General features: G+C 33.0%; 21 protein-coding genes and 1 pseudogene. 7 read left to right on the forward strand and 15 right to left on the reverse strand.

Translation table 11 applies throughout. The features are described from left to right. Positions 1-47: 47 nt before the first annotated feature. From lip to HMPREF3058_RS04800, 4 genes are all read right to left on the reverse strand, one after another. On the reverse strand, positions 48-2,093 hold the full coding sequence (gene lip, locus HMPREF3058_RS04785; RefSeq protein ID WP_070731165.1) for a YSIRK-targeted triacylglycerol lipase: 2,046 nt from the start codon (positions 2,091-2,093) through the stop codon (positions 48-50). A 998-nt stretch (positions 2,094-3,091) separates the two neighbouring features. After that, positions 3,092-4,288: an ABC transporter permease gene (locus HMPREF3058_RS04790; protein ID WP_002487246.1), complete on the reverse strand. Its 1,197-nt coding sequence runs from the start codon at positions 4,286-4,288 to the stop codon at positions 3,092-3,094. Next, the gene (locus HMPREF3058_RS04795; RefSeq protein WP_002458527.1) at positions 4,281-4,967 is read right to left on the reverse strand and encodes an ABC transporter ATP-binding protein; all 687 of its coding nucleotides are present in this window, start codon (positions 4,965-4,967) and stop codon (positions 4,281-4,283) included. The genes HMPREF3058_RS04790 and HMPREF3058_RS04795 overlap by 8 nt, the downstream gene beginning before the upstream one ends. Next, positions 4,964-6,082 carry an efflux RND transporter periplasmic adaptor subunit gene (locus tag HMPREF3058_RS04800; RefSeq protein ID WP_070731169.1) on the reverse strand — a complete coding sequence of 373 codons (1,119 nt, stop codon included), beginning with the start codon at positions 6,080-6,082 and terminating at the stop codon, positions 4,964-4,966. Before HMPREF3058_RS04800 ends, HMPREF3058_RS04795 begins: the two co-directional genes overlap by 4 nt. A 237-nt stretch (positions 6,083-6,319) precedes the next feature. Between HMPREF3058_RS04800 and HMPREF3058_RS04805 the strand changes: the two genes are divergently transcribed. Next, complete coding sequence (locus HMPREF3058_RS04805; protein WP_002503272.1) at positions 6,320-6,949, forward strand: YIP1 family protein; 630 nt, start codon at positions 6,320-6,322, stop codon at positions 6,947-6,949. Positions 6,950-7,139: 190 nt separating this feature from the next. Here HMPREF3058_RS04805 and HMPREF3058_RS04810 read toward each other — a convergent pair. From HMPREF3058_RS04810 to rpmH, 10 genes and pseudogenes are all read right to left on the reverse strand, one after another. After that, positions 7,140-7,708 (reverse strand): annotated as a pseudogene (locus tag HMPREF3058_RS04810) (helix-turn-helix transcriptional regulator). Between the two features lie 219 nt (positions 7,709-7,927). After that, on the reverse strand, positions 7,928-8,467 hold the full coding sequence (locus tag HMPREF3058_RS04815) for a TetR/AcrR family transcriptional regulator (protein WP_002447651.1): 540 nt from the start codon (positions 8,465-8,467) through the stop codon (positions 7,928-7,930). Further along, positions 8,433-8,828 carry a DUF3147 family protein gene (locus tag HMPREF3058_RS04820; protein ID WP_002502257.1) on the reverse strand — a complete coding sequence of 132 codons (396 nt, stop codon included), beginning with the start codon at positions 8,826-8,828 and terminating at the stop codon, positions 8,433-8,435. The genes HMPREF3058_RS04815 and HMPREF3058_RS04820 overlap by 35 nt, the downstream gene beginning before the upstream one ends. Before the next feature lie 15 nt (positions 8,829-8,843). Then, positions 8,844-9,203 (reverse strand): DUF3147 family protein, encoded by a 360-nt coding sequence (locus HMPREF3058_RS04825; RefSeq protein WP_002458524.1) that lies wholly within the window; start codon positions 9,201-9,203, stop codon positions 8,844-8,846. A 400-nt stretch (positions 9,204-9,603) separates the two neighbouring features. Beyond that, positions 9,604-10,443, reverse strand: a complete 840-nt coding sequence (gene noc / locus HMPREF3058_RS04830; RefSeq protein ID WP_001831794.1) for a nucleoid occlusion protein — start codon at positions 10,441-10,443, stop codon at positions 9,604-9,606. 43 nt (positions 10,444-10,486) lie between these two features. Then, positions 10,487-11,206 carry a 16S rRNA (guanine(527)-N(7))-methyltransferase RsmG gene (gene rsmG / locus HMPREF3058_RS04835; protein WP_002458523.1) on the reverse strand — a complete coding sequence of 240 codons (720 nt, stop codon included), beginning with the start codon at positions 11,204-11,206 and terminating at the stop codon, positions 10,487-10,489. Beyond that, complete coding sequence (gene mnmG, locus HMPREF3058_RS04840) at positions 11,206-13,083, reverse strand: tRNA uridine-5-carboxymethylaminomethyl(34) synthesis enzyme MnmG (protein WP_001831818.1); 1,878 nt, start codon at positions 13,081-13,083, stop codon at positions 11,206-11,208. Before mnmG ends, rsmG begins: the two co-directional genes overlap by 1 nt. Positions 13,084-13,155: 72 nt before the next feature. Further along, positions 13,156-14,535: a tRNA uridine-5-carboxymethylaminomethyl(34) synthesis GTPase MnmE gene (gene mnmE, locus HMPREF3058_RS04845; protein ID WP_002447646.1), complete on the reverse strand. Its 1,380-nt coding sequence runs from the start codon at positions 14,533-14,535 to the stop codon at positions 13,156-13,158. A 145-nt stretch (positions 14,536-14,680) separates the two neighbouring features. Further along, the gene (rnpA, locus tag HMPREF3058_RS04850) at positions 14,681-15,028 is read right to left on the reverse strand and encodes a ribonuclease P protein component (protein WP_001832522.1); all 348 of its coding nucleotides are present in this window, start codon (positions 15,026-15,028) and stop codon (positions 14,681-14,683) included. A 158-nt stretch (positions 15,029-15,186) separates the two neighbouring features. Continuing rightward, positions 15,187-15,324 (reverse strand): 50S ribosomal protein L34, encoded by a 138-nt coding sequence (gene rpmH, locus HMPREF3058_RS04855; protein WP_000240855.1) that lies wholly within the window; start codon positions 15,322-15,324, stop codon positions 15,187-15,189. 748 nt (positions 15,325-16,072) lie between these two features. On the opposite strand from rpmH, the gene dnaA reads away from it, so the two are divergent. The 6 genes from dnaA (at position 16,073) to gyrA (ending at position 25,314) form a co-directional block, all read left to right on the forward strand. Beyond that, positions 16,073-17,428: a chromosomal replication initiator protein DnaA gene (gene dnaA / locus HMPREF3058_RS04860; RefSeq protein ID WP_002475480.1), complete on the forward strand. Its 1,356-nt coding sequence runs from the start codon at positions 16,073-16,075 to the stop codon at positions 17,426-17,428. 311 nt (positions 17,429-17,739) lie between these two features. Beyond that, positions 17,740-18,873 (forward strand): DNA polymerase III subunit beta, encoded by a 1,134-nt coding sequence (dnaN, locus tag HMPREF3058_RS04865; protein WP_002447644.1) that lies wholly within the window; start codon positions 17,740-17,742, stop codon positions 18,871-18,873. 432 nt (positions 18,874-19,305) lie between these two features. Continuing rightward, a complete protein-coding gene (gene yaaA, locus HMPREF3058_RS04870) occupies positions 19,306-19,542 on the forward strand; it encodes a S4 domain-containing protein YaaA (RefSeq protein ID WP_001831806.1) in 237 nt (78 codons plus the stop codon). Then, on the forward strand, positions 19,539-20,654 hold the full coding sequence (gene recF, locus HMPREF3058_RS04875; RefSeq protein ID WP_002447643.1) for a DNA replication/repair protein RecF: 1,116 nt from the start codon (positions 19,539-19,541) through the stop codon (positions 20,652-20,654). Before yaaA ends, recF begins: the two co-directional genes overlap by 4 nt. A gap of 10 nt (positions 20,655-20,664) precedes the next feature. Next, positions 20,665-22,596 (forward strand): DNA topoisomerase (ATP-hydrolyzing) subunit B, encoded by a 1,932-nt coding sequence (gene gyrB / locus HMPREF3058_RS04880; protein WP_002487274.1) that lies wholly within the window; start codon positions 20,665-20,667, stop codon positions 22,594-22,596. Positions 22,597-22,632: 36 nt separating this feature from the next. Next, positions 22,633-25,314, forward strand: a complete 2,682-nt coding sequence (gyrA, locus tag HMPREF3058_RS04885) for a DNA gyrase subunit A (protein WP_002447641.1) — start codon at positions 22,633-22,635, stop codon at positions 25,312-25,314. A gap of 398 nt (positions 25,315-25,712) precedes the next feature. Here gyrA and HMPREF3058_RS04890 read toward each other — a convergent pair whose 3' ends face one another. Beyond that, on the reverse strand, positions 25,713-26,528 hold the full coding sequence (locus HMPREF3058_RS04890) for an NAD(P)H-hydrate dehydratase (protein ID WP_001831762.1): 816 nt from the start codon (positions 26,526-26,528) through the stop codon (positions 25,713-25,715). Positions 26,529-26,726: the final 198 nt, after the last annotated feature.

Raw genomic sequence — 26,726 nt, forward strand, 5'->3', positions numbered from 1 at the left:
GTCAGTGTGACCTCTCTATTAAGGGCTTCCTTATACTATAAATAAAGTTATTTATTTGTAATACCGTCTGCTTCTTCGATTCTCATGATATTATCCATAATACCTAGATAGAATTGACCTAATTCTCTACCTGTATGTGTTAAATCAAATGCATCCATACCTACTAAATCTAAATGGTCCCAATCATGTTGAACAGGTCTCACTTGCCAAACTCCTTTATCAGTAGCTGGTGTATGATCATCAACTTTTTTAAAGGCTTGGTTAGAAGGATGTTGTGATGATATAACTGGAACTACACCATCATTCGGTCTAATTTCTTTGTTTGCATCCTTACCAATAATACGACTGGTTAAGTTCAACAAAAGAATTTCACTAGAATTAGGTAATTCATTACCAAGAGGTCCTGTGTGCGTCGCAGACCCCGTATAAGTAGTGTAGACAATATTAGGATTTAGACTTGTTTGTTGATTAATTTTTTTAGCACCTTGCGTTGTCAGATCATTAACAGCTTGATCTTCAGTATTCCAAATCTTACTTTTGGATACACGTTCCGCATAATCAATGTAGCTTTCATTTGGTTGTTGTTTTAATCCCCATTGAGAAAAACCTAAATCTATATCTACATCTTTACCACCACTTAATCTACCAATACGATTAATCGTTTCTTTTACAAGTTTACGTGTGCCAATTTTATCTGCCGCCGGTGTACCATTATGTGGTGTGCCAAGTGTAGTAATTGAAGCAACCATATTATCTTTACCACCTGTAAATAAATCGGATATAGTACCCCCATGTTGACGTTGATATTCTATTTCTTCTTGGTTACCATTTCTTAAGAACTCTTCCATTTGACGAATGGTTTGACCACCCATACTGTGACCTATAAAATGAATTTTTTTGCCAGGTTCCCAATCACGCATGATACCCTTGTATGTTCGACCATAGCGATGATGACCATATTTAGCTGCATGCGCTGCGCCGTAATCAACACGTCCTCCTTTGACATAGTAATACAATTCTACTGCGCGATCATAGTTACTACTAAAAGCACCGATATTTGCTTCATGTACATTGTATCCCTCATTAGTTAAATTTCTGTCAATATTGTATTTTGTACCACCCCAATATTTTGGAGCTAAACTAAATTGATTATCACCTGCAAAGCCTAGGAAACCATGGACAAATACGACTGGATATTGGTTTTTGAACTGTGCTTGATGTGTAGACTGATGATTTTGATTAGAATTTGCTGATTGCTTTTGTGTCTCCCTTGTTGTACTTCTATTAGATTGTTCTTTTGTAGCTACTTGATGATGATTTTTTTGTGATGTTGATGTATCATTTTTAGGCTCTTGAGTATGTTGTCTAGCATCTTGAGTGTCATTAGCTTTTTTAGAATCAACGTTAGTTGTCTGTTCATTTTCAGTTGTTTGAATTTGATGTTTTGTTGTTTTTTCTTGAGGGAGTTGTTTAGAGCTATCTTGTTTTGCTTTTGATTGTGTTTGATATGTAGAATCATTAGACGGCTTTTGTAATTTCACTAATGGTTGATCGAGTTCTTCTGAGTCGCTATCTTTTGTTCCTATTGATTGATTATGACTGTTAGAACTCTGAGTATGTTGATTGCTCGCCTTTGAAGTTTGGCTTTCACCTTTTATGTCATTATTTTCTCTCTCATTTGATTGAGTAGCTACGTCTTGTTGATTTACATTTTTAAACGGTTGGACGTCTTGTTTTACTGAGCTTTCTTCTTCTACTTTTGGCTGATTTGCTGTCTCATCACTTTTCAGTTGTGCACTTTCAGCTACAGAATGTTGATTGTTTTGATTTGTTTTAGATTGATCAATTCTTTGTACTTGTTGACTATCAGCAGTACCTTGTTTTGAAGCTTTTAGCGTTTCTTCTACCTTATCATTTTTTAATTGTTGTGTTGTTTGCGAGTCTTCTGGGTGTGCATCCGCATGTTGCACTGAAATTTCAGCTGCTTGAGCTTGTTGCCCTCCGATGAAAATTGTTACACCTGTAATAATTGATACTACTCCCACTGCGTACTTTCTAATGCTAAATCTTTTTATTCTATTATTATTTTTCAAAGAAATCACCTCTATAAGATTTTTCCCTTATAAAGAATGAAAAAATAACTGCTAAATTTAAAATAACATAAAAGTCATTAATTTTTTTAACTAATTTAGTTAAATTTTTGTTAACTTTTTAGTTTTTAAAACATTTTATTGATTCGATTACAGCATTTAAACTAATTCAATACATTATTTTTAATTATATTTATCTATTTTATCGCATTAATCACAATTAAAATTGATAAAACGATATTATTAATAACAATTCAGGTATCATTAAATGAAAAAAGTAGCATGAGAAACATTTTAAATAACTAATCTTAGTTTTTGAGGTGAGTCTTCTCAATGTTTAAAGTTATATATCATCTTAAATTTTCAAATGACCTTTCTATATTTTGCTCGATAGACAATACTCTTGTATATCCTACAATAATGAGTTTTTACCTCACAAAATCAAAACCACCCGTACAAACGGATGGTTTACTTTGCATCTATAATTTTTTCTATTGATCAACCACTATTCGTGCGCTGATAGTAAGCTAACTACATTAGCTTTTTTATTTTTCCTGAAAATAATTATAAATACCCTTCTATAGAAATTTAATCTACATCAATATTTTCTAATAATTAATTACGAATATAATATTTAATCACTTTATATTTCCATATCTATATTTTAAATTCATATTACGAATTAATTAAAGCTTGTGCTAATTTTAGTTAATACATACACTACTTTTATCTTTTTATTCAATTCATGAAAATTAAAATTTTTTTGCATTCTTCAACTGACCGATAGATAGTCAGAAATAAATGTTCATGTATACATTAACCCCCTCTACTTGAAACAGTGAGGGGGTATAGGTGATAAAGGCTAATAACTACTATGCTCTCAAATTATCGTGTGTACTTAACCATTAAGTAATATAATGCAACAGTATAAACACTAATAGCTGTGTTAACAAGAATTTCGACCATATGGTACCTTACGATAAACCGTTCTATGTTATAAATTATTTAATAATATCAATTAATTCTTTTTTAGAAGCTGAACGTGCGGGTATCCAACCGAAAATGATGCCTATCAATGTTGATACACCTACAGCTAGGATGACGGAACCTAGACTGACGGAACTCTTAACCATTTCAGGTGTCACGAGATCAATCAATGTAGCAATAATAATACCTAGAATTAATCCGATGATACCACCTATGAGACATAACACAACACTTTCTACTAAGAATTGTATTTCAATATCTCGACCTTTAGCGCCAAATGCACGACGAATTGCAATCTCTTCTGTTCGTTCAGTGACTGAAATATACATGACATTCATCACACCAATACCTGCAATAAAGAGTGATATTCCCGCAACAGCAGCTACAAAGTAAGTAATCGTGTCTAAGACTGAACCTATCGTTTTCATCACCGCTTCATTATCTTCATAACTATATTGACCTTCAGATACGCCAGTTCCTTTTTTATTCAACGCTTTTTCGACCTTTTTACCTACGTCTTTCTTATCTGAACCTTTTTCAACTGTAACTAATAATTGAGGCATACCTTGTGTCAAATTGCCCATATATTTATTAAATGTTTTTGTAGGTATTTGAATTAATGACTCAATAGGCATCCCACTTTCATCAACTTCTGAGCTATCAGAGACGCCTACGACTTTAAACCCTTCTCCATTTACATAGATAGATTGACCCATTGCATGATTATTAAATACTTTTTTAGCAATTTTTTTATCTATAACGGCTACTTTTTCTAGCACTTCATTATCATCATTCGTAAATCCTTTTCCTTCATCTACATCTGTCAGTTTATCAACCTTTTTTAAACTAGCATCACTACTGCCATGTGTATTCGTAATTTTGACTGAATATGTGCTATCTTTATCCTCTTTTACTTTAGCACTCTTAACACCATTAACCTGTTCAACAACACTCATATCCTCTTGCTTAAATGGATTGTTTTTAGGTGCATCCATATTTTCTGTCATGTAGGAAATTGAAGCTTGATTTTTACCAGCTCCAGCATTATTGAATTGCTCAGTCGTTGACTTCTTAAAACCATTTCCCAACGACATGATAGTAATTACTGATGCGATACCAATAATGATTCCAATCATCGTAAAGATATTACGTCGTTTGTTTTTTAAAATGGAACGAATAGCAACTGATATGACATTTGAAAAGTTACTCACGTGTCAACACCTCTTCCTCTTGCACACGTCCATCCAAAATATGGATAATACGATCAGCTTTTTCCGCCACTTCACGATCATGCGTTACCATAATAATAGTTGTATTCTGTTCTTTGTTCAGTTTTACGAAAAGCTCCATAATATCTTGAGATGTCTTCGAATCAAGAGCGCCAGTAGGTTCATCGGCAATAATAAACTTAGGGTCATTAATAATTGCCCGGGCAATAGCTACACGTTGTTGTTGCCCTCCTGACAATTTATTTGGTAAGAGATGCTCTTTACCTTTGAGACCGACGTCATGAAGTCCGTCTAAAACTTTGCTTTTTCTCGCTTTATTACTCAAACCATTATAAATTAGCGGAATACTTACATTTTCTAAAATAGTGTTATTTTGAATCAATTTAAAATTCTGAAAAACGAAACCTACAGTATGATTTCGAATTTCTGCGAGCTTATTATCTGAGCTTTTTTGATAATTCTCATTGTTAAAAAAGTATTCTCCTTCATAACCACGATCAATAAATCCCAAGATATTAATTAACGTACTTTTACCTGAACCAGACGGACCCATGATAGCAATAAATTCACCTTCATCAATATGAATATCTATGTCTTTTAAAATATGATTTGATTCATTTCCATTTTTAAAGTGTCGATTGATTTTTCTCAATTCAATCATGATGACACCTCTACTTTTTCTCCATCATTTAAATTACCTTTTGGTTTTTTAATGACTTTATCGCCAGATTTCAATCCTTTTTTCACAATGATTTCACCATTATTACGTTCTATTTTAATTTCACGTTTGTGAACTTTATTATTCTTATCAACGACAAATACGTTATTATCTTTTGTTAACACGTTATTTGGTAACTTTTTAGTTTTAAGAGGGATTTTAGCATCCATAGAGAAGCCTGATCTCACGGGTATATCTAAATCACCAATAATAACTTTATATTTTGATGTTTCGCCACTTTTACCACCTGTTGGCTGATTAATTGTAGGATTAGATGCCGTCATTTCAGTTCCTTCTTCACTATCACCTTGTGCCCCTGATTGTGCCGATGATGCTGCACTATCGTCACTTGTATCATAGCTTGTAGGAAGTTCATCTATTTTAAGGATTTTGCCTTTTCCTTTTTTACCTGTGCTATTTACTGTGACATCTACTTCATCGCCTTCTTTAATTTTATTAATATCAAACTCTGTAATAGTTGCGTTAATTTGAGGATTTGAAGAAATTAATTGCAAAATAGGTTGCCCTTCACCTACATCTGAATCATTTTTAATATTGATTTTACCATCGAATGATGCATTCATGCTGTCATTGAGTTGTCTGTCATATTGTGACAATGACTGCTGAACTTCATTTAAAGCACTTTGATCTTGAGTCAATTTAACTTGTAATTGATGATTGTTAGGACTTTGATTTACTTTTTGATAATCATCATTAACTTGAGATTGTGCTTGATTCACTTTGTTCACTAGTTGTTGGCGTTTATTCCCATTTGTATCATAATTGATGATACGTTCACCCTGTTTAACTGTTTGACCATCTTGTACTGAAACACTTAAGAAATTACCCACAGATTGATTATTATTATAAGTTTTCACAGATTCTGGAGACGCTTTGCCTTCTAAACTAATAGGTGTCTCTTTTCTTACTGTATATGTATCGTAAGCCTTACTATCTTTACTACCTGAACCATTAACTTGTTTTAATATAAAAGCAGCAATGATTAATACGACAATAATTACAATACCAATGATGCTCCACAATAGTTTTTTATTCATATATATTCTCCTTGTGTAATAGATTCACAAGAAAATGATAACACACTTGTAAAATTATTAATCTTTTATATGTAAAAAAATCACTAAATCTTATAATTTTTAATATAGTAGCAATCATTTTGTCTTTAAATTAGTATTAGTAATTATATTTAATTAAATTTAAGGATTTTACATTTTATATTATGTAATAAAATGTTACCATCAAACTAACCTTAATAAGTAAAGGAGATATATTACATGAGTACACAGGAATTAAAAGAAAATGATATTCAGAACTCAAGTATTCCATTTGTTAATCATTTTAACAAACTAAGACATCAGCCAAAATGGATACTTAAATCAATCATAATGATAGTATTAGCTATTATTAGCGCTTTCATCACATATAATACTAGCAATGATCTATTAGATGACCAATCGATAGCTAATAGCCAAATGGATGAAAATATGTTTCGTATGACTACAACTATAGGCGCTTTCATAGGAACAATCTTTAGTGTTGTTGTTGTATTTTTAATCTTTTTAGTTATTTCTAAAATATTTAAATCAGATGCCAAAGCGAGCAGTTTATTCTCAGCTGCACTCTCTTATTCAATCATTATTTTAGGATTTACAACTATTATTTCTTTAATTCAAATAGTTTTTGGACTAAAGATAACAGACTATAAGCTTGATAGCTTAAACATTTTTTCAAAGGATAATAAAACACTCATGGCTTTCAGTTTAACTAATCTTTTAAAAGCCTTTTTAACAGGTGTTGTCTATTACTCAACAAGTCGATTATCTAAAAAAACATCTATAATATTAGGAATCGTTGCACTCATCATATTAATAGGATCAGGTATGATAGGTGGAATGAATAGCTAAACGCTGCTATTAAGTGCAATAAAAACTATGTAAGGAAATATTTATGAAAACAATAATCATAATGATTTGTATTATGTGTTGTTTCATATTTCCCATTATTATTATGAGTGGACAAAGCAATAAATAATCATTCTTAGAGTAGGCTGGGTGTCAAATTCAATAGGCATCCAGTCTATTCTCTTTTTGATTTTTATAAAAAATAATCAGTTAAAATGATACTTAAGTAACTTATACCGATGATCACACCAACAAAGAAAATAAAAGAAATTAAAGATGTCCATATATATCTAAACTTACTTTTCTGCACCTCTTTAGGATCTTTACCATTAATAAACGCTAATATCCTGTCGTATGTTTCAATTTCATTTTTTATTTTAATTTTTTCTAATTTTGTAGAAGCAATGATACCTATTAAAAATACTAAATATGTTATTCCCATTCCTAACCAATGAAAGTAATGAATCATAGGACCTATGAGAACACTTCCTAATACCATTGGAATTATCATCATCCATGTCCAAAAGTCTAATTCTTTTTTAATATTTTTGATTTGCACGTTTTTCAAATCATCCTCCACTAGTTCATCTAGAGATACCTTGAAGAGTTGACACATAATAAGTAAATTATGAATATCCGATAACTTTTATCATTTTCCCAATTTGAAATGGTTTGTCTTGAAACAAACATTTTCTCTGCTAAAAATTCTTGTGAATACCCATCTCTTTCTCTAAATTTTTTGATTTGATTGCTAACATTCATTACGTTAAACTCCTTAATTATGATTTGAAATCATTTAATATTATTATTAAATCAAATCAAGTTTTCTCTACAAAAGCTATCAAATAGTTTTTACGATGTCACTCTTATCATTGTCAAAATGCTTTGACATATTATGGTTAAAGGTTTTAATAGACTGACCTTAGGCTAACTTGTTACATGAAATACAAAAAACGCTCCTCGAAAGAAGCGTTTTTCATATCAATGATATATACGTAGAACTTGATTCAACATCTTTTTAATGTAATTTTCATCCAGAGTTTCAGGTTTAATTAATATATTAAAATAGATGGGTGAGAAGATTAAATCGATAAACAAATCTTGTTCTTCCTCTTTTATGTGCTTACGAACAATCTCTTTTAAAACTTTGCGATTATGATTAAAGTAATTAGTCATAAAAGTTTCTCTAGCTTCCATTTGTTGATGACTAATTAAAATTTCAATCACAGCACTACCTAGTTTTGTTTTATAGATATCTTTTATTTTTACTAAAAACTGGAATAAATCATCATATAAATTATCTTGATTATGAATCACAATATATTGAGATTGTTCAATAAACGCAGACATGATAATTGAAGATTTATCCTTCCAACGTCTATAAATAGTTGCTTTAGAAATACCAGTATTCTCAGAAATTTGATCTATAGTAATATCTCTAAAATGAGTCGTTTCCAATAAACGTTGAATCTCAGTATAAATTTTTTTATTGATTGTTGGATCTTTTGGTCTTCCAGCCATGTTTATCCCTTCTTTTATGTGCGATGAATTCCACAATTTCAAAAATAATCAATGCACTTACAAACCAAGCTACAAAACCACCAATAATACTCAATAGCCACATATGTGTAGCTTGTAGTAATCCCCAGGTTGCTAGTATACTACATAAAACTCCTATCATACCGAAGACTGCACCTCTGCTCACATGCATAGCTACTTCATTGCCAAATTGCATCCCAGTAATACACATTGAAACTAAAAACACTGCGGGAAAGGTTGCAAATATACCTCCAAATTCCTTCCATGGAAGCACGACAGAAACAATATAACTAATTAAAACAGCTAAACCACCAACTAAAAATTTAATAATTGCTAACTTCATTTTTAATCCTCCAATTTAAATATGTCTGACTAAGAAAATCGCAACAGAAATCACAAACCAGCAAAGAATTGCAAATACTGTTCCACTCCTATAATTTTTCTTACCAATAAAAATTGAAGTAAAGAACACTGTTACAATACATGAGATAATCCCAACAATTGCTCCTGTACTTAAATGAATTGACATTTGAATGAGTTGCTGTCCTTTATGGTCTATAGCTAACGCTATAATAGCTGCAAGGTAGACTGCCGGCATAGTGGCAATAATACCACCTAATTTCCCTCCTACTTTATCAGCCATAATTGATGCAAGTGCAACAGCAAATCCTCCGATAACGAAATGTAGTATAGCACTAGAAATTGATATACCAAACACAATAACCCTTCTCATCCATATTTATTAAACGAAACGTATCGTTTACTTTTAGTTTATAGCGTAAATCAATTGTTGTAAATATATTGTTTAAATCACCTAATTTTCTAAATAATAACAATTTTTGTTTCACGTAAAACATTTTAAAGTCACTTTTTATCAATTAAAATATTATAAGTTTATCTACTATAATCACGCTTTCATTGAGTGACACAATACAAGTTATCTTTGTTATGGTTAAGATGTTATTAGGTACATTTAATATGATCATTAATGTTGATAGTTGCTATTTAGATATTTTATTACACAGAATTTTTTACCGTTATAATATCAAAGATAATTCACTATAATACGATAAAAAAGAGCCTGATACATCATCACAATATGTACCAAACTCTTATAATTATTTCTTATATATCTTTATTTTAATTTCATAATAATCTTCATGTTCTTTATCTTTTTGTTCAACACGTATACCTGATTTTTCTATCGTTTCAATACTCTTACCTAGTTCTTCTTTTGCTTGTGTTACATCTTGAGAAAATTGGAAAGTCTGCGCTTTTACTTTTTCTGGTCCAGTTTTCTGACGTACTCTATCCTCAGTTTGTTTCACATTCAACTTCTGACTAATAACTTGTTCGATTAATTCTTCTTGTGTTTCATCGGGTAATACTAATACCGCTCGTGCATGTCTTTCTGTAATCTTACCTTCACGTAATCTCTTAATCACATTGGGTGCTAACTTCAATAATCTAAGTTTATTAGCAATGAAGCTTTGGCTTTTGCCTAAACTTTTTGCTAATTCATTTTGAGTCGTTCCCCCGATTTCAAGTAACTTTTTATAAGCTTCCGCTTCTTCGACGACAGATAAGTTTTCGCGTTGAATATTTTCAATCAATGCAACTACCGCTGTTTCTTCATCATCCATATCTCGAACAATGACATCTACTTGAGGTTTATGCAACGACTGTAATGCTCTAAATCGTCGTTCGCCGGCTATAATTTCGAACATATCTTCTTCAATTGGACGTACAACTATAGGCTGTAATAACCCATGCTCTTCAATAGACTCTGCTAATTCTTTAATCTTATTTGGCTCAAATACTTGTCTAGGTTGATAACGATTGGGTACGATACGTTCAATATGAATGGATTCTACATTATTATTACGTTCTTCTTCAGTATAACCAATGATGTCATCTTTATTTTTTAAACCAAATAATTTTGAAAAAGGTTTCTTCATTATCCATTCTCTCCCTCTCAATTATTTATCATACTATGATGTCTTAACTTTCAACTAGTGGAGATTTGTTTGGCGTACCTGGTTTTCTAGGGTATTTTTTTGATGTCTGTCTACGTTTATCAATAATAATCATTTGTCGCTCACCGGCATTTTCAGGTAATTCAAAAGTATAAGTATCTTTCACATTACCGCCTAAAATATTAATAGCAAACGTCGCTTCTTGCAATTCTTCTTTACCCTTTGAAGATTTAAGTGCAAGGAACTGTCCACCTTTTTTTACTAAAGGTAAGCACAGCTCACTTAAGACAGTCAATCTCGCTACTGCACGAGCTGTAACAATATCATAAGACTCCCTGTAGACACCCTTGCCGTATGTTTCTGCTCGATCATGCACAAAACTAACATCTTCAAGACCTAGTTCTGCAGCTAAATGATTTAGAAATTGTATTCTTTTATTTAGAGAATCTACAATCGTCACTTTCAACTCAGGATATACTATCTTTAAAGGTATACTTGGAAAACCTGCACCAGCACCGATATCACAAAGACTTAATTGACCGTTAAAATCATAATAAAAACTGGGCGCTATTGAATCATAAAAATGTTTTAAATAAACATCATGTTCATCAGTAATACTTGTCAAATTCATTTTTTTGTTCCATTCAACAAGTAATTGATAGTATTTTTGAAATTGCTCTTTTTGCGTATTAGATAGTTCTATGCCTTGCTCGCTTAATTTCTCTGATAACCATTCAATACTCATTATTGTTTCACCCTTTGAAGCTTACCTTGTTCTAAATAAACAAGTAGAATTGAGATATCTGCTGGATTCACACCTGAAATTCGTGAAGCCTGTGCAATATTTAATGGTTTAACTTCAGCTAACTTTTCGCGTGCTTCAGATGCTAAACTATCTACCTTGCTATAATCTAAATCCTCAGGAATTTTTTTCGCTTCCATTCTTTTAACTTTTTCTACTTGTTGTAAAGATTTATTGATATAACCTTCATATTTTGTTTGAATTTCAACTTGCTCCTCAACCGCTTCAGGAAGTTGATGTGATTCTTCTAAGATTTCTAAAATTGTTTCGTAGTTCATTTCCGGACGACGTAATAAATCAATCGCTAATATACCATCTTTTAATCTTGAACCACCCTTAGCTTCAATAATTGCTTGCGTATGTTCATTTGGTTTAATACGTACATCGGTAAGTCGTTGTATTTCATCTTTGATTTGTTGACGCTTTTCATTAAATCTTGCATAGCGTTCTTCTGATATTAAGCCTAACTCATACCCCATATCAGTGAGACGTAAATCAGCATTATCATGACGTAATAATAATCGATATTCCGCACGTGAAGTTAATAATCGATACGGTTCATTTGTACCCTTAGTGACTAAATCATCTATAAGTACACCAATATATGCGTCTGAACGACTGAGTATTTTTTCACCTGTACCTAAAACATTACCAGCAGCGTTAATACCTGCCATAATACCTTGTCCCGCTGCTTCTTCATATCCTGACGTTCCATTAATCTGACCAGCGGTATACAAGTTTTTGATCGCTTTTGTTTCTAACGTTGGCCATAATTGAGTAGGTACGATTGCATCATATTCAATAGCATAACCTGCACGCATCATATCTGCTTTTTCAAGACCTGGAATGGTTTCTAACATTTGACGTTGAACATGTTCAGGTAAACTAGTAGATAATCCTTGCACGTATACCTCATTCGTATTACGTCCTTCAGGTTCTAGGAAAAGTTGATGTCTTGGTTTATCGTTAAAGCGAACAAATTTATCCTCAATTGATGGACAATATCTAGGCCCTGTACCTTTAATCATACCGGAATACATAGCAGATAAATGTAAGTTATCATCAATGACTTGATGTGTATCTCCATTTGTATAAGTTAACCAACAAGGTAATTGATCTAAAATAAATTCGGTTGTTTCAAAACTAAACGCACGACCTATATCATCACCTGGTTGGATTTCAGTTTTAGAATAATCGATGGTTCTCGCATTTACACGAGGTGGCGTACCCGTTTTAAATCTAACGATATCAAATCCTAATTTTCTTAAATTATCCGCTAGCGTTACAGATGGTAATTGATGGTTAGGACCACTAGAATATTTTAAGTTTCCTAGTATAATTTCTCCACGTAAGAATGTACCAGTTGTAATAATGACAGCTTTAGAACGATATTCTGTACCAATGTTAGTACGAACACCTTTAACTTCATTATCTTCTATAATGAGTTCATCAACCATACCTTGCATGATGTCTAAATTATCCTCATTCTCAAGTACACGCTTCATTTCTTGTTGATATAATACTTTATCTGCTTGAGCACGTAAAGCTCTAACAGCTGGACCTTTCCCTGTATTAAGCATACGCATTTGAATATGCGTTTTATCAATAGTTTTTGCCATTTGTCCACCTAAAGCGTCTATTTCACGTACAACGATTCCTTTCGCAGGACCACCTACAGATGGATTACATGGCATGAAAGCAATATTATCTAAATTAATTGTTAACATCAGCGTTTTAGCACCCCGACGAGCTGAAGCTAGACCTGCTTCAATACCGGCGTGACCAGCACCAATGACTACTACATCATATTCTTGAACCACTATTTTACCTCCCAAAAGTCTTAAAATCTTGAATTGTAGACGTCTTACCGTCTAGTTTATATTTTTATATCATTATTTTCCTAAACAAAATTGACTAAATAGTTGATCTATTAATTCATCGCTCGCTGATTCTCCAATTATTTCTCCTAGAATTTCCCAAGTACGTGTTAAATCAATCTGCACCATATCCATTGGGATACCAGACTCAGCAGCATCAATCGCATCTTGAATTGATTGTCTCGCTTGTTTCAACAATGAAATGTGACGTGAATTCGATACATAAGTCATATCTTGATTTTGTACTTCGCCACCAAAGAATAAATCTTTAATTTGTATTTCTAATTCATCAATACCTTCTTGTTTAAGCATCGATGTTTGTATAAGTGGCATATCACCAATCATCTCTCTTAGTTCGCTAACATCTAATCGTTGCTCTAAATCTGTTTTATTAATGATTACAATAACATCCTCATTTTTAATGACTTCGAATAAAGTTTGATCATCTTCCGTCAGAGGTTCATTGTTATTAAGCACAAATAAAATTAAATCTGCTTCACTTAAAGCTTTCCTAGAACGTTCTACACCAATCTTCTCTACGATATCTTCAGTATCTCTAATACCCGCAGTATCTACAAGTCGTAATGGGACACCTCTAACATTGACATATTCTTCTAACACGTCTCTTGTTGTACCAGCGACCTCAGTCACAATTGCTTTATTATCTTGAATAAGGTTATTTAGCATCGAAGACTTCCCAACATTAGGACGTCCTACAATAACAGTAGATAACCCTTCTCTCATTATTTTACCTTGTGCACCTGTTTCAAGTAATCGATTGATTTCTTCTTTAATACGCTTAGACTGTTCTAGTAAGAAATCTGTTGTTGCGTCTTCTACATCATCATACTCTGGATAATCAATGTTAACTTCAACTTGGGCGAGTATCTCTAATATGGATTGACGTTGTTTCTTAATTAAATCACTTAAACGTCCTTCTATTTGATTCATCGCAACCTTAGAAGCTCGATCAGTTTTGGAACGTATAAAATCCATAACCGCTTCTGCTTGAGATAAATCTATACGACCATTTAAAAATGCACGTTTTGTATATTCACCTGGTTCTGCCATACGTGCACCATAAGTCATAGTTAACTCTAATATACGATTAATTGTTAAAATACCACCATGGCAATTTATCTCAATAATATCTTCTCGTGTGAAAGTTTTAGGGGCACGTAAAACAGACACCATGACTTCTTCAACTGTTTCATTTGTTTCTGGATCAATAATATGACCGTAATTTATTGTATGCGTCTCAACTTCAGATAACTTTTTCTTTCCTTTATATAAGATATCTCCGATTTCAATAGCTTGTGGCCCAGATAATCTCACAATTCCAATAGCACCTTCACCCATAGGTGTTGAAATACTTGTAATCGTATCAAAATCCATAAGAGTCTCGCCTCCTTATTAATGTAAAAATTCATTATAACATTGTAATTTGTTTCTTTTAAAAAAGCTAATAAATTGTTCAATATTAATATGTAAGCCTTCGGTTTGTGTGACGTTAGACTTCGGTTCGTCTAAGTCCCCTGCCCTACTTGATCTTTTTATTAAACACTTTTGCAATTTTAAGCACATGCTCTAAACTACTTTGAATCTCCAGTGTATTCATATCTTTTGCTGGTTGCCTCGCTATAACTATAATATCTTTAGCGATAATATTTTGCTTATGCACTTTAAAATTCTCTCTTATCGCTCTTTTAATTCTATTTCTTGTAACAGCGTTTCCCAGTTTTTTTGAAACACTTATTCCTAAGCGAAAATGTTTTAAATCTCTATTTTTATAGGTATAGACAACAAATTGTCTATTTGCAACAGACTTCCCATTCTTGTATATCGCTTGAAAGTCTGAATTTCTCTTAATACGATATGCTTTTTCCATTAAACATCACTCGCTTATTCTAATCTATTCATTTTAATAGTAACAATTATCTATTAACAAAACATACGCATATATTATTTTGAAAATGATATCAGAACAATACTTAAATATCATTTTATTATTTAAACAAAAAAAAGACCACTGATGATTCAGTGATCTTATGCAGATAAAACTTTACGGCCTTTACGACGACGACGCGCTAAAACTTTGCGGCCATTTTTAGTGCTCATGCGTTTTCTGAAACCATGAACTTTACTATGTTTACGTTTATTTGGTTGATAAGTACGTTTTACCATGCAAAACACCTCCATCTGAATTCAATTACCAATATTTCCAACTTCCTACCTAGAAATTGGTTCATATAAATAGATAAATTAACGAAGTATATATTAGCTTCAATTACTAACATACTTCATCTGAGCAATTGCTCTCTTATTGTGTCTGCTATTAAGAAATTTGTTCTATAGCTTATTATTATCTAGTCATAATTCAAGCAACTACTACAATATAACAAAATACCTTTTATAAAGCAAGATGAATTTACGAATATAACGATTGAAAATCACTTGTTGTGATTTAATATAAGAAATCTTTTTTCTTCATCAAATTATTACCAATTTTAATAATAATTTGTCATATACATAGTTCATACAATCCATATAAATTATTTCCCAAAGTAAAAAAAGAAATTGTGACGCTTATTTGAAGTTATCCACTTATACACAGAAATTCTCTCAAAAACTGTGGATAACATATGCGCTATACACACAGTTATTCAAAATTTAACAACATATTCACAGCCATTTGACATCACTTGGAGTTAAAAAGTATAATTATGTGGATAAGTCGTTCAAATTATGATTTTATAAGGATTTATTCATTAAATTTATATACATAAATGGTGTGCATAAATCATAGTTATGTTTAAGTTATCCACTGATTGTGATTAACTTGTGGATAATTATTAACATACTGTGATTATTTTTATCCACCTATGTTATTTCTGTGTATAAGTCTAAAATTTTAAGAAAGATGGAGTTATTTATGTCAGAGAAAGAAATTTGGGATAAAGTTTTAGAAATTGCCCAGGAAAGAATTTCAAACACTAGTTATCAAACGTTCATAAAAGATACGCAACTCTACTCACTTAAAAATGACGAAGCCATTATATTAGTAAGTCTGCCTTTCAATGCGAGTTGGCTTAATCAGCGATATTCAGAAATTATGCAGGCTATTATTTATGATGTCATCGGTTATGAAGTGAAACCACATTTTATTTCTGAAGATGAACTTGCATCCTACAACAATGTAAATACACAAGAAGTTCAAGAACCCCAAATACAAAATTCTTCTATAGATGATAAGACTTGGGGAAAAGAACAATTTAATATGCACAATACATTCGATACATTTGTCATTGGACCTGGCAATCGTTTCCCACATGCTGCAAGTTTAGCTGTTGCAGAAGCACCGGCAGAAGCTTATAATCCATTATTTATATATGGAGGCGTAGGTCTAGGTAAAACACATTTAATGCATGCAATTGGACATCATGTTCTTAGTAACAAACCTAATGCTAAAGTCATTTACACTTCTAGTGAGAAATTCACAAACGAATTTATTAAATCAATACGTGATAATGAAACTGAAGCATTTCGTGAAAAGTATCGTAAAATTGATGTTTTATTAATTGATGATATTCAATTCATTCAAAATAAAGAACAAACGCAAGAGGAGTTCTTCCATACTTTTAATGAATTACATCAAAATAATAAGCAAATCGTTATTTCAAGTGATCGTCCACCAAAAGAAATTGCTAAGCTAGAAGACCGTCTACGTTCTCGTTTTGAGTGGGGGCTAATAGTTGATATCACGCCACCTGATTACGAAACAAGAATGGCAATATTACAAAAGAAAATTGAAGAAGAAAATCTTGATATTCCGCCAGAAGCTTTGAATTACATCGCCAACCAAATTCAATCAAATATTCGTGAACTTGAAGGCGCATTAACTCGACTTTTAGCGTACTCAAAATTACAAGGGAAACCTATTACAACCGAACTTACCGCAGAAGCGTTAAAAGATATCATTCAATCACCTAAGTCTAAAAAGATTACAATTCAAGATATCCAAAAGGTAGTTGGTCAATATTATAGTGTAAGAATTGAAGATTTTAGTGCTAAAAAACGTACAAAGTCAATTGCTTACCCACGACAAATAGCTATGTATCTATCTAGAGAATTAACTGATTTTTCATTACCTAAGATAGGTGAAGAATTTGGAGGTCGCGATCATACAACAGTTATCCATGCCCATGAAAAGATTGCAAATGATATCAAGTCTGATCCTACATTTAAGCAAGAAGTAGAAAACTTAGAAAAAGAAATTAGAAATCAGTAATGGGAAATAAATCAATCAATATTGAATAAATTGAAAATTAGCAGATTGTAAACGGTCTTTTAGGGAATAATTACTAAGTAAATCAATTCCCAATACTTAAAAAGATGGGCAGTTGTCCCTCTGAATAACAATAGCAATTGTGGATAATGTGAAAAATTAATACACAACATACACAGTTTATCCACATGTGTATAACTGTGATATTCGTAAGTTTTTTAGACTTATCCACCAATCCACAGTGCCTACTACTATTACTATGATTTTAAAACCTATATAATTATATATAAACGACTGGAAGGAGTTTAAATTTAATGATGGAATTCACAATCAAAAGAGATTATTTTATTAATCAACTTAACGACACATTAAAGGCTATCTCACCTAGAACAACTTTACCGATTTTAACAGGTATCAAAATTGATGCTAAAGATAATGAAGTCATTTTAACTGGGTCAGATTCAGAAATATCAATAGAAATCACTATTCCAAAACAAGTTGATGGTGAAGAAATTGTTGAAATTACAGAAACAGGATCAGTTGTACTTCCTGGTCGTTTCTTCGTTGATATTATTAAAAAACTTCCTGGAAAAGAAGTTAAATTATCAACTAATGAACAATTCCAAACATTAATCACATCAGGTCATTCAGAATTCAACTTAAGTGGTTTAGATCCTGATCAATATCCATTATTACCTGAGGTATCACGAGATGACGCTATTCAATTGTCTGTTAAGGTACTAAAAAATATCATTGCACAAACTAATTTCGCAGTGTCCACCTCAGAAACACGACCAGTACTTACTGGTGTAAACTGGCTTATACAAGATAATGAATTAATATGCACAGCAACAGATTCACACCGCTTAGCTGTAAGAAAATTACAGTTAGAAGATGAATCAGAAAATAAAAATGTCATCATTCCTGGTAAAGCTTTATCTGAATTAAACAAAATTATGAGTGACAGCGACGAAGATATTGATATTTTCTTTGCTTCTAACCAAGTGTTATTCAGAGTGGGGAATATTAATTTCATCTCACGTTTACTTGAAGGTCATTATCCAGATACGACACGTTTATTCCCAGAAAATTATGAGATTAAATTAGGAATTAACAATGGAGACTTTTATCATGCAATTGATCGTGCATCTTTATTAGCACGAGAAGGTGGAAATAATGTTATTAAATTAAGTACAGGTAATGAATTAGTTGAACTTTCATCTACTTCTCCTGAAATTGGTACTGTTAAAGAAGAAGTTAACGCTAATGATGTAGAAGGCGGAAACTTGAAAATTTCTTTCAACTCAAAATACATGATGGATGCTTTAAAAGCCATTGATAATGATGAAGTAGAAGTAGAATTCTTTGGTACAATGAAACCATTTATCTTAAAACCAAAAGATGATGATTCTGTAACGCAATTAATTCTGCCTATTAGAACATATTAATAAAAATTAAAGTTACAATCGTATTAGATTGCTAAATCTCTTATACAAAGGAGCCTGTGCATTTGTCGCATAGGCTCTTTTATATTGATACCAAACCTCATTTCAAACATTCAAAACTTAATATAGACGAATGAGATAATTATCGTGAATGTAAAATTAATTTTAAATGTACTGAGCGCTTTTCATAGCAATAATAAATATATTTGAGTATTCAATTACCCTTGTGGAAAAAGTGTGCTAAAAACCCCTTTAAAATTAAAATTCAGTGTAAGTTTCTAAAATGATTGTAAGTAAATTATAAAATTTGTAGCAGCTTTTGATAAAATAAAATATATATCAAAGTAAACGATTTCATTCTTTATTTTAAATGAAATTCAAAGTAAAAAACGGTATAATATATTAATGACACATACAGAAATGGAGTGAGAAATTTTGGTTCAAGAAGTTGTTGTAGAAGGAAATATCACTTTAGGTCAATTTCTTAAAACTGAAGGAATCATAGAATCAGGTGGACAAGCCAAATGGTTTCTACAGGATTTTGAGGTTTTAATTAATGGACAACGTGAAACAAGACGTGGCAAAAAATTAGAACACAACGACCGCATTGATATTACAGATATCCCTGAAGATACGGGTTCCTTTTTAATCATCCATCAAGGTGAACAATGAAACTTAATACACTCCAATTAGAGAATTATCGTAACTATGAACAGGTGACATTAGATTGTCATCCTGAAGTGAATATCCTTATTGGTGAGAACGCACAAGGAAAGACAAATTTACTTGAATCAATTTATACCTTAGCGCTTGCTAAAAGTCATCGTACGTCAAATGATAAGGAACTCATACGTTTCAATTCTGATTATGCTAAAATAGAGGGTGAGCTAAGTTATAGACATGGCACGATGCCGCTTACGATGTTTATAACTAAAAAAGGTAAGCAAGTTAAAGTGAATCATCTTGAACAAAGCAGACTAACTCAATATATTGGACATTTAAATGTCGTCTTATTTGCGCCTGAAGATTTAAATATCGTTAAAGGTTCGCCACAAATACGTCGACGGTTCATAGATATGGAGTTAGGACAAATATCTGCTGTCTATTTGAATGATTTAGCTCAATATCAGCGTATTCTAAAGCAAAAGAACAATTACCTTAAACAGTTACAAATTGGGCAGAAGACAGATACAACAATGCTAGAAGTCTTAAACCAACAATTTGCTGAATATGCACTGAAGGTTACATTACGTCGAGAGCACTTTATAAAGGAATTAGAAACACTTGCACAACCCATTCATGCAGGTATTACAAATCATCGAGAGACACTGACACTCGATTATGTTCCAAGTTTGAAGTTAAGTAATTATGAAGCTAATCAATCTGAGTTAATTGAAGAAGTATTAGCATTGTTAAATGACAATTTACAAAGAGAGAAAGAACGAGGTGTATGTCTCTATGGCCCACATCGTGATGACTTAAGTTTCAATGTAAATGGCATGGATGCTCAAACGTATGGTTCACAAGGTCAGCAACGTACAACTGCGCTATCAATTAAGTTGGCAGAAATTGAATTAATGAATATTGAAGTAGGAGAATATCCAATCTTACTTTTAGATGATGTCTTGAGTGAGCTTGATGATTCACGTCAAACTCATTTGTTAAGTACGATTCAACATAAAGTACAAACATTTGTGACAACAACGTCAGTTGAAGGAATAGATCATGAAATAATGAATAACGCTAAGTTATACCGTATTAGTCAAGGTGAAATACTAAAGTAACGAGAAAGTGATGGTGAATACATTGTCAGATGTAAACAACACAGATAATTATGGTGCTGGACAGATACAAGTTTTAGAAGGTCTCGAAGCGGTTCGTAAAAGACCGGGTATGTATATTGGTTCAACTTCAGAAAGAGGGTTGCACCATTTAGTATGGGAAATTGTTGATAATAGTATTGACGAGGCATTAGCAGGTTATGCTAGTCATATTGAAGTTATAATTGAGAAAGACAATTGGATTAAAGTTACTGACAATGGCCGTGGTATACCTGTTGATATTCAAGAAAAGATGGGACGCCCTGCTGTCGAAGTTATCTTAACTGTACTTCACGCTGGAGGTAAATTCGGAGGTGGCGGATACAAAGTATCTGGCGGTCTTCACGGTGTTGGATCTTCAGTTGTTAATGCACTCTCACAAGATCTTGAAGTTTATGTACATCGTAATGGCACGATTTATCATCAAGCCTATAAACAAGGTGTGCCACAATTTGATCTTAAAGAAATTGGCGATACAGATAAAACAGGTACAGTTATTCGATTCAAAGCCGATAAAGAAATCTTTACAGAAACAACAGTTTATAACTATGAAACACTTCAAAAGCGTATACGTGAGCTTGCTTTCTTAAATAAAGGTATTCAAATTACTTTAAAAGATGAAAGGGAAGAGGAAGTTAGAGAAGACTCATATCATTATGAAGGCGGGATTAAATCCTATGTAGATTTATTGAATGAGAATAAAGAACCTCTTCACGATGAACCTATATATATCCATCAGTCTAAAGATGATATTGAAGTAGAAATTGCACTTCAATATAACAGTGGATATGCAACCAACTTATTAACGTATGCGAATAATATTCATACATACGAGGGTGGTACGCATGAAGATGGCTTTAAACGTGCTTTAACACGCGTTTTAAATAGCTATGGAACACAGAGTAAGATTATTAAAGAGGATAAAGATAGACTTTCAGGTGAAGATACACGGGAAGGTTTAACAGCAGTCGTATCAATTAAACATGGCGATCCTCAGTTTGAAGGACAAACCAAAACAAAATTAGGAAACTCTGAAGTACGTCAAGTTGTTGATAGATTATTTTCTGAACACTTTGAACGTTTCTTATATGAGAATCCGTCTGTAGGACGTATTATTGTTGAGAAGGGTATCATGGCTTCACGCGCACGTGTAGCTGCCAAAAAAGCACGTGAAGTTACGCGTCGTAAATCAGCATTAGACGTTTCAAGCTTACCAGGTAAATTGGCAGATTGTTCTAGTAAGAACCCTGAAGAAAGTGAAATTTTCTTGGTAGAAGGTGACTCTGCCGGGGGGTCTACTAAATCTGGTCGTGATTCAAGAACACAAGCCATTTTACCTTTGAGAGGTAAAATTTTGAATGTGGAAAAAGCACGTTTAGATCGTATCTTAAACAATAACGAAATTCGTCAAATGATTACTGCATTTGGTACGGGTATTGGAGGAGAATTCGATATATCAAAAGCACGTTATCATAAAATCGTAATCATGACTGATGCTGATGTTGATGGTGCACATATACGTACGTTATTACTTACATTCTTCTATCGTTTCATGAGACCTTTAATTGAAGCGGGCTATGTTTATATTGCTCAGCCGCCGTTATATAAACTAACACAAGGAAAACAAAAATATTATGTATTTAACGATAGAGAACTAGACAAGTTGAAACAAGAATTAAACCCGTCACCAAAATGGTCAATTGCACGTTACAAAGGTCTTGGTGAAATGAACGCAGACCAATTATGGGAAACGACTATGAATCCTGAACATCGCTCTATGTTGCAAGTGAGACTCGAAGATGCAATTGATGCAGACCAAACATTTGAAATGTTAATGGGCGATGTAGTAGAAAATCGCAGACAATTTATCGAAGACAATGCAGTTTATGCCAACCTAGATTTCTAGACACTATGAACTGAACTATTGAAGGAGGATCTCTTGATGGCTGAATTACCTCAATCAAGAATTAATGAACGAAATATAACCAGTGAAATGCGTGAATCATTCTTAGACTATGCTATGAGTGTTATCGTTTCTCGTGCATTACCTGATGTTAGAGACGGATTAAAGCCAGTACATCGTCGTATTCTTTATGGTTTAAATGAACAAGGTATGACGCCCGATAAACCGTATAAGAAATCTGCACGTATAGTCGGGGATGTCATGGGTAAATATCACCCTCATGGTGATTCTTCAATTTATGAAGCAATGGTAAGAATGGCCCAAGACTTTAGTTATCGTTACCCACTTGTAGATGGTCAAGGTAACTTTGGCTCTATGGATGGTGACGGTGCAGCCGCAATGCGTTATACCGAAGCACGTATGACTAAAATAACATTAGAACTTTTACGAGATATCAACAAAGACACAATTGATTTTATTGACAACTATGATGGTAATGAAAGAGAGCCGTCAGTCTTACCTGCACGTTTCCCTAACTTATTAGTGAATGGTGCGGCAGGAATTGCCGTAGGTATGGCTACAAATATTCCTCCCCACAATTTAACTGAAGTTATTGATGGTGTACTCAGTTTAAGTAAGAATCCAGACATCACAATTAATGAGCTGATGGAAGACATCCAAGGTCCTGATTTTCCTACAGCTGGTTTAGTACTAGGTAAAAGTGGTATTCGTCGAGCTTATGAAACAGGTCGTGGGTCAATTCAAATGCGTTCTCGTGCTGAAATAGAAGAACGTGGTGGTGGCCGTCAACGTATTGTCGTAACGGAAATACCTTTCCAAGTCAATAAAGCACGTATGATTGAAAAAATCGCAGAGTTAGTTAGAGATAAGAAAATCGACGGTATTACAGATTTACGTGATGAAACAAGTTTGCGTACAGGTGTAAGAGTAGTTATTGATGTACGTAAAGATGCAAATGCGAGTGTTATTTTAAATAATTTATATAAACAAACGCCATTACAAACATCATTTGGTGTGAATATGATTGCTTTAGTGAATGGTAGACCTAAACTAATCAATTTAAAAGAAGCACTTATTCATTACTTAGAGCACCAAAAAACAGTGGTTAGACGACGTACTGAATATAATCTTAAAAAAGCAAGAGACCGTGCACATATTCTAGAAGGTTTACGAATAGCACTAGATCATATCGATGAAATTATCACAACAATTCGTGAATCGGACACTGATAAAATTGCGATGGCAAGTTTACAAGAGCGTTTTAAACTTACTGAACGTCAAGCTCAAGCAATTTTAGATATGCGTTTAAGACGTTTAACTGGATTAGAAAGAGATAAAATAGAATCTGAGTATAATGAACTTCTAGAATATATTAAAGAGTTAGAAGAGATTTTAGCTGATGAAGAAGTGTTATTACAATTAGTTCGTGATGAATTGACTGAAATTAAAGAACGTTTCGGTGATGAACGTCGCACTGAAATTCAATTAGGTGGTCTAGAAGATCTTGAAGATGAAGACTTAATTCCTGAAGAACAAATCGTTATTACATTAAGTCATAATAACTATATTAAACGTTTACCAGTATCTACATATCGTTCTCAAAATCGTGGTGGTCGTGGCATACAAGGTATGAACACGTTGGATGAGGACTTCGTTAGTCAATTGGTAACAATGAGTACACATGATCATGTTCTGTTCTTTACGAATAAAGGTCGTGTATATAAACTCAAAGGTTATGAAGTTCCTGAGTTGTCACGTCAATCCAAAGGTATACCTATTATCAATGCGATTGAACTTGAAAATGACGAAACAATAAGTACGATGATTGCAGTTAAAGACCTTGAAAGTGAAGAAGATTATCTCGTATTTGCGACAAAACAAGGTATCGTTAAACGTTCATCATTAAGTAACTTCTCCCGTATTAACAAAAACGGTAAAATTGCAATTAACTTTAAAGAAGATGATGAATTAATTGCAGTACGTCTAACAACAGGTAATGAAGATATTCTTATTGGAACTGCACATGCATCATTAATTAGATTCTCTGAATCTACATTACGCCCATTAGGCCGTACAGCAGCAGGTGTGAAAGGTATTTCTCTACGTGAAGGGGATACTGTCGTAGGTCTTGATGTTGCAGATTCAGAAAGTGAAGATGAAGTATTAGTAGTTACTGAAAATGGTTACGGTAAACGTACACCTGTTAGCGAATATCGTTTATCAAATCGTGGTGGTAAAGGAATCAAAACTGCGACAATTACTGAGCGTAATGGTAACATCGTTTGTATCACAACTGTGACCGGTGAAGAGGATTTAATGGTTGTAACTAACGCTGGTGTTATTATCCGTCTTGACGTTCATGATATTTCTCAAAATGGACGTGCAGCACAAGGTGTACGTCTTATGAAACTCGGAGATGGCCAATTTGTTTCTACTGTTGCTAAAGTAAAAGAAGAAGACGATAATGAGGAAAATGTAGATGAAGCGCAACAAACCACTAGTGCTGAAAAAGCAGATGTAGAAGAGGTAGTGGATGATCAGACACCAGGCAATGCGATTCATACAGAAGGTGATGCAGAAACGGAATCTGTAGAGTCTCCTGAAAATGATGATCGTATTGATATTAGACAAGATTTTATGGATAGAGTGAATGAAGATATCGAGAGTGCTTCAGATAATGAAGAAGATAGTGATGAATAGTTAAAAAGGGAGTAAGACAGAAACACAGAGTTCGTTGTTCTGCCTGGCCCCCCCTTAATTAAACTACCTGTAGATTTAATGAATAAAAGTTTATATATAGGGAAGTCGGACTAGAGTGATAATGAGGTTATTTTCTAACTCAGTCATCGACGCCCAATATGCTAAAATGCATGAGACATAGCAATATGCCTCATGCATTTTTTAATTTCTTGTTTATATTAAATTGATTTGTCCTTTATGACTTCTGTAGCACCATGCATCGAGGATAAATGAATAATCATTTTCATACATTTAGACCCCCTTCAATAGAGAGTGTCTAAAATGTAATTGTCCCTCTCAACAATGTACCTTCTCAATTTACCAGTACTGATAAGCACAGTAATTAATTCTGATATCTGTTAACCTTCAAGTTGTTTCATCACATACGGAATTTCACTAATTAGACGTGAAGGTGGAACAACATACATTGTGTCAGATAATTTTTCACCGATAAAACTATGCATGTAAGTTGCACTTGTAACGGCTTCTTTAAAGTTATCAAATTGGCCTACGAAACTTGTAATCATGCCCGCAAGTGTATCGCCCATACCACCTGTAGCCATAGCAGGTGTGCCAATAGGTAATTTATAGACATCATCATTGCAGAAATAGATTTCCGTACCATGTTGTTTTAATACTACTGTCGCGCCAATACGTTCTACCGCTTCAAGGTTGCGTTCATATGTTTGTTCTTCAATAGGTATACCGCTCAAACGCTCCCATTCCTTTTGATGTGGTGTGAATATAACACGACATGTAGGAATTTGAGGTTTCAACTTACTGAATATTGTTATAGCATCTCCGTCAACAATTAAATTTTGATGAGGTTGTATATTTTGAAGTAAAAACGTGATGGCATTGTTACCTTTGAAATCTACTCCAAGACCTGGACCGATAAGGATACTATCGGTTGCTTCAATCATTTTTGTAAGCATTTTAGTATCATTAATATCTATAACCATCGCCTCAGGACAACGAGAATGTAGCGCAGCATGATTATTTGGATGTGTTGCTACAGTAATGAGTCCACTTCCACTATAAACGCAAGCGCGTGCAGCAAGCATGATTGCGCCCCCCATATTAGCAGATCCACCGATTAATAAAATTTTACCATAGTCACCTTTATGTGTTTCGTCTTTTCTTATAGGAATATTAACAGAATCTAACGTTTTCATAACGACATAACCTCCCATAACATGTTATTTCTTAAAATGTTGCAAGTCTTATGTTTGCTTTTTATTTCACGAATCTTTTTATTTATTTCAAACAATTGTTTACATGTGATTTTAAATCATCTCTTCTAAATACAATTAAGAATACTATACCTGTATCTGACATTCGTCAATAGTTAAATGAAACTCTTTTTACATCGT

Source organism: Staphylococcus sp. HMSC068G11 (assembly GCF_001815825.1).
Lineage (GTDB): Bacteria > Bacillota > Bacilli > Staphylococcales > Staphylococcaceae > Staphylococcus > Staphylococcus epidermidis.

Bases quoted from the DNA above. Each gene is read 5' to 3' on its own strand.
- HMPREF3058_RS04820 (WP_002502257.1), bottom strand. From the start codon at position 8,828: ATGAAGTTAGCAATTATTAAATTTTTAGTTGGTGGTTTAGCTGTTTTA.
- rsmG (WP_002458523.1), bottom strand. From the start codon at position 11,206: ATGAGTATTGAATGGTTATCAGAGAAATTAAGCGAGCAAGGCATAGAA.
- HMPREF3058_RS04890 (WP_001831762.1), bottom strand. From the start codon at position 26,528: ATGAAAACGTTAGATTCTGTTAATATTCCTATAAGAAAAGACGAAACA.
- rnpA (WP_001832522.1), bottom strand. From the start codon at position 15,028: ATGGAAAAAGCATATCGTATTAAGAGAAATTCAGACTTTCAAGCGATA.
- HMPREF3058_RS04805 (WP_002503272.1), top strand. From the start codon at position 6,320: ATGAGTACACAGGAATTAAAAGAAAATGATATTCAGAACTCAAGTATT.
- mnmE (WP_002447646.1), bottom strand. From the start codon at position 14,535: ATGGATTTTGATACGATTACAAGTATTTCAACACCTATGGGTGAAGGT.
- noc (WP_001831794.1), bottom strand. From the start codon at position 10,443: ATGAAGAAACCTTTTTCAAAATTATTTGGTTTAAAAAATAAAGATGAC.
- rpmH (WP_000240855.1), bottom strand. From the start codon at position 15,324: ATGGTAAAACGTACTTATCAACCAAATAAACGTAAACATAGTAAAGTT.
- gyrB (WP_002487274.1), top strand. From the start codon at position 20,665: ATGGTGAATACATTGTCAGATGTAAACAACACAGATAATTATGGTGCT.
- HMPREF3058_RS04800 (WP_070731169.1), bottom strand. From the start codon at position 6,082: ATGAATAAAAAACTATTGTGGAGCATCATTGGTATTGTAATTATTGTC.
- HMPREF3058_RS04795 (WP_002458527.1), bottom strand. From the start codon at position 4,967: ATGATTGAATTGAGAAAAATCAATCGACACTTTAAAAATGGAAATGAA.
- gyrA (WP_002447641.1), top strand. From the start codon at position 22,633: ATGGCTGAATTACCTCAATCAAGAATTAATGAACGAAATATAACCAGT.
- dnaA (WP_002475480.1), top strand. From the start codon at position 16,073: ATGTCAGAGAAAGAAATTTGGGATAAAGTTTTAGAAATTGCCCAGGAA.
- dnaN (WP_002447644.1), top strand. From the start codon at position 17,740: ATGATGGAATTCACAATCAAAAGAGATTATTTTATTAATCAACTTAAC.
- recF (WP_002447643.1), top strand. From the start codon at position 19,539: ATGAAACTTAATACACTCCAATTAGAGAATTATCGTAACTATGAACAG.
- HMPREF3058_RS04815 (WP_002447651.1), bottom strand. From the start codon at position 8,467: ATGGCTGGAAGACCAAAAGATCCAACAATCAATAAAAAAATTTATACT.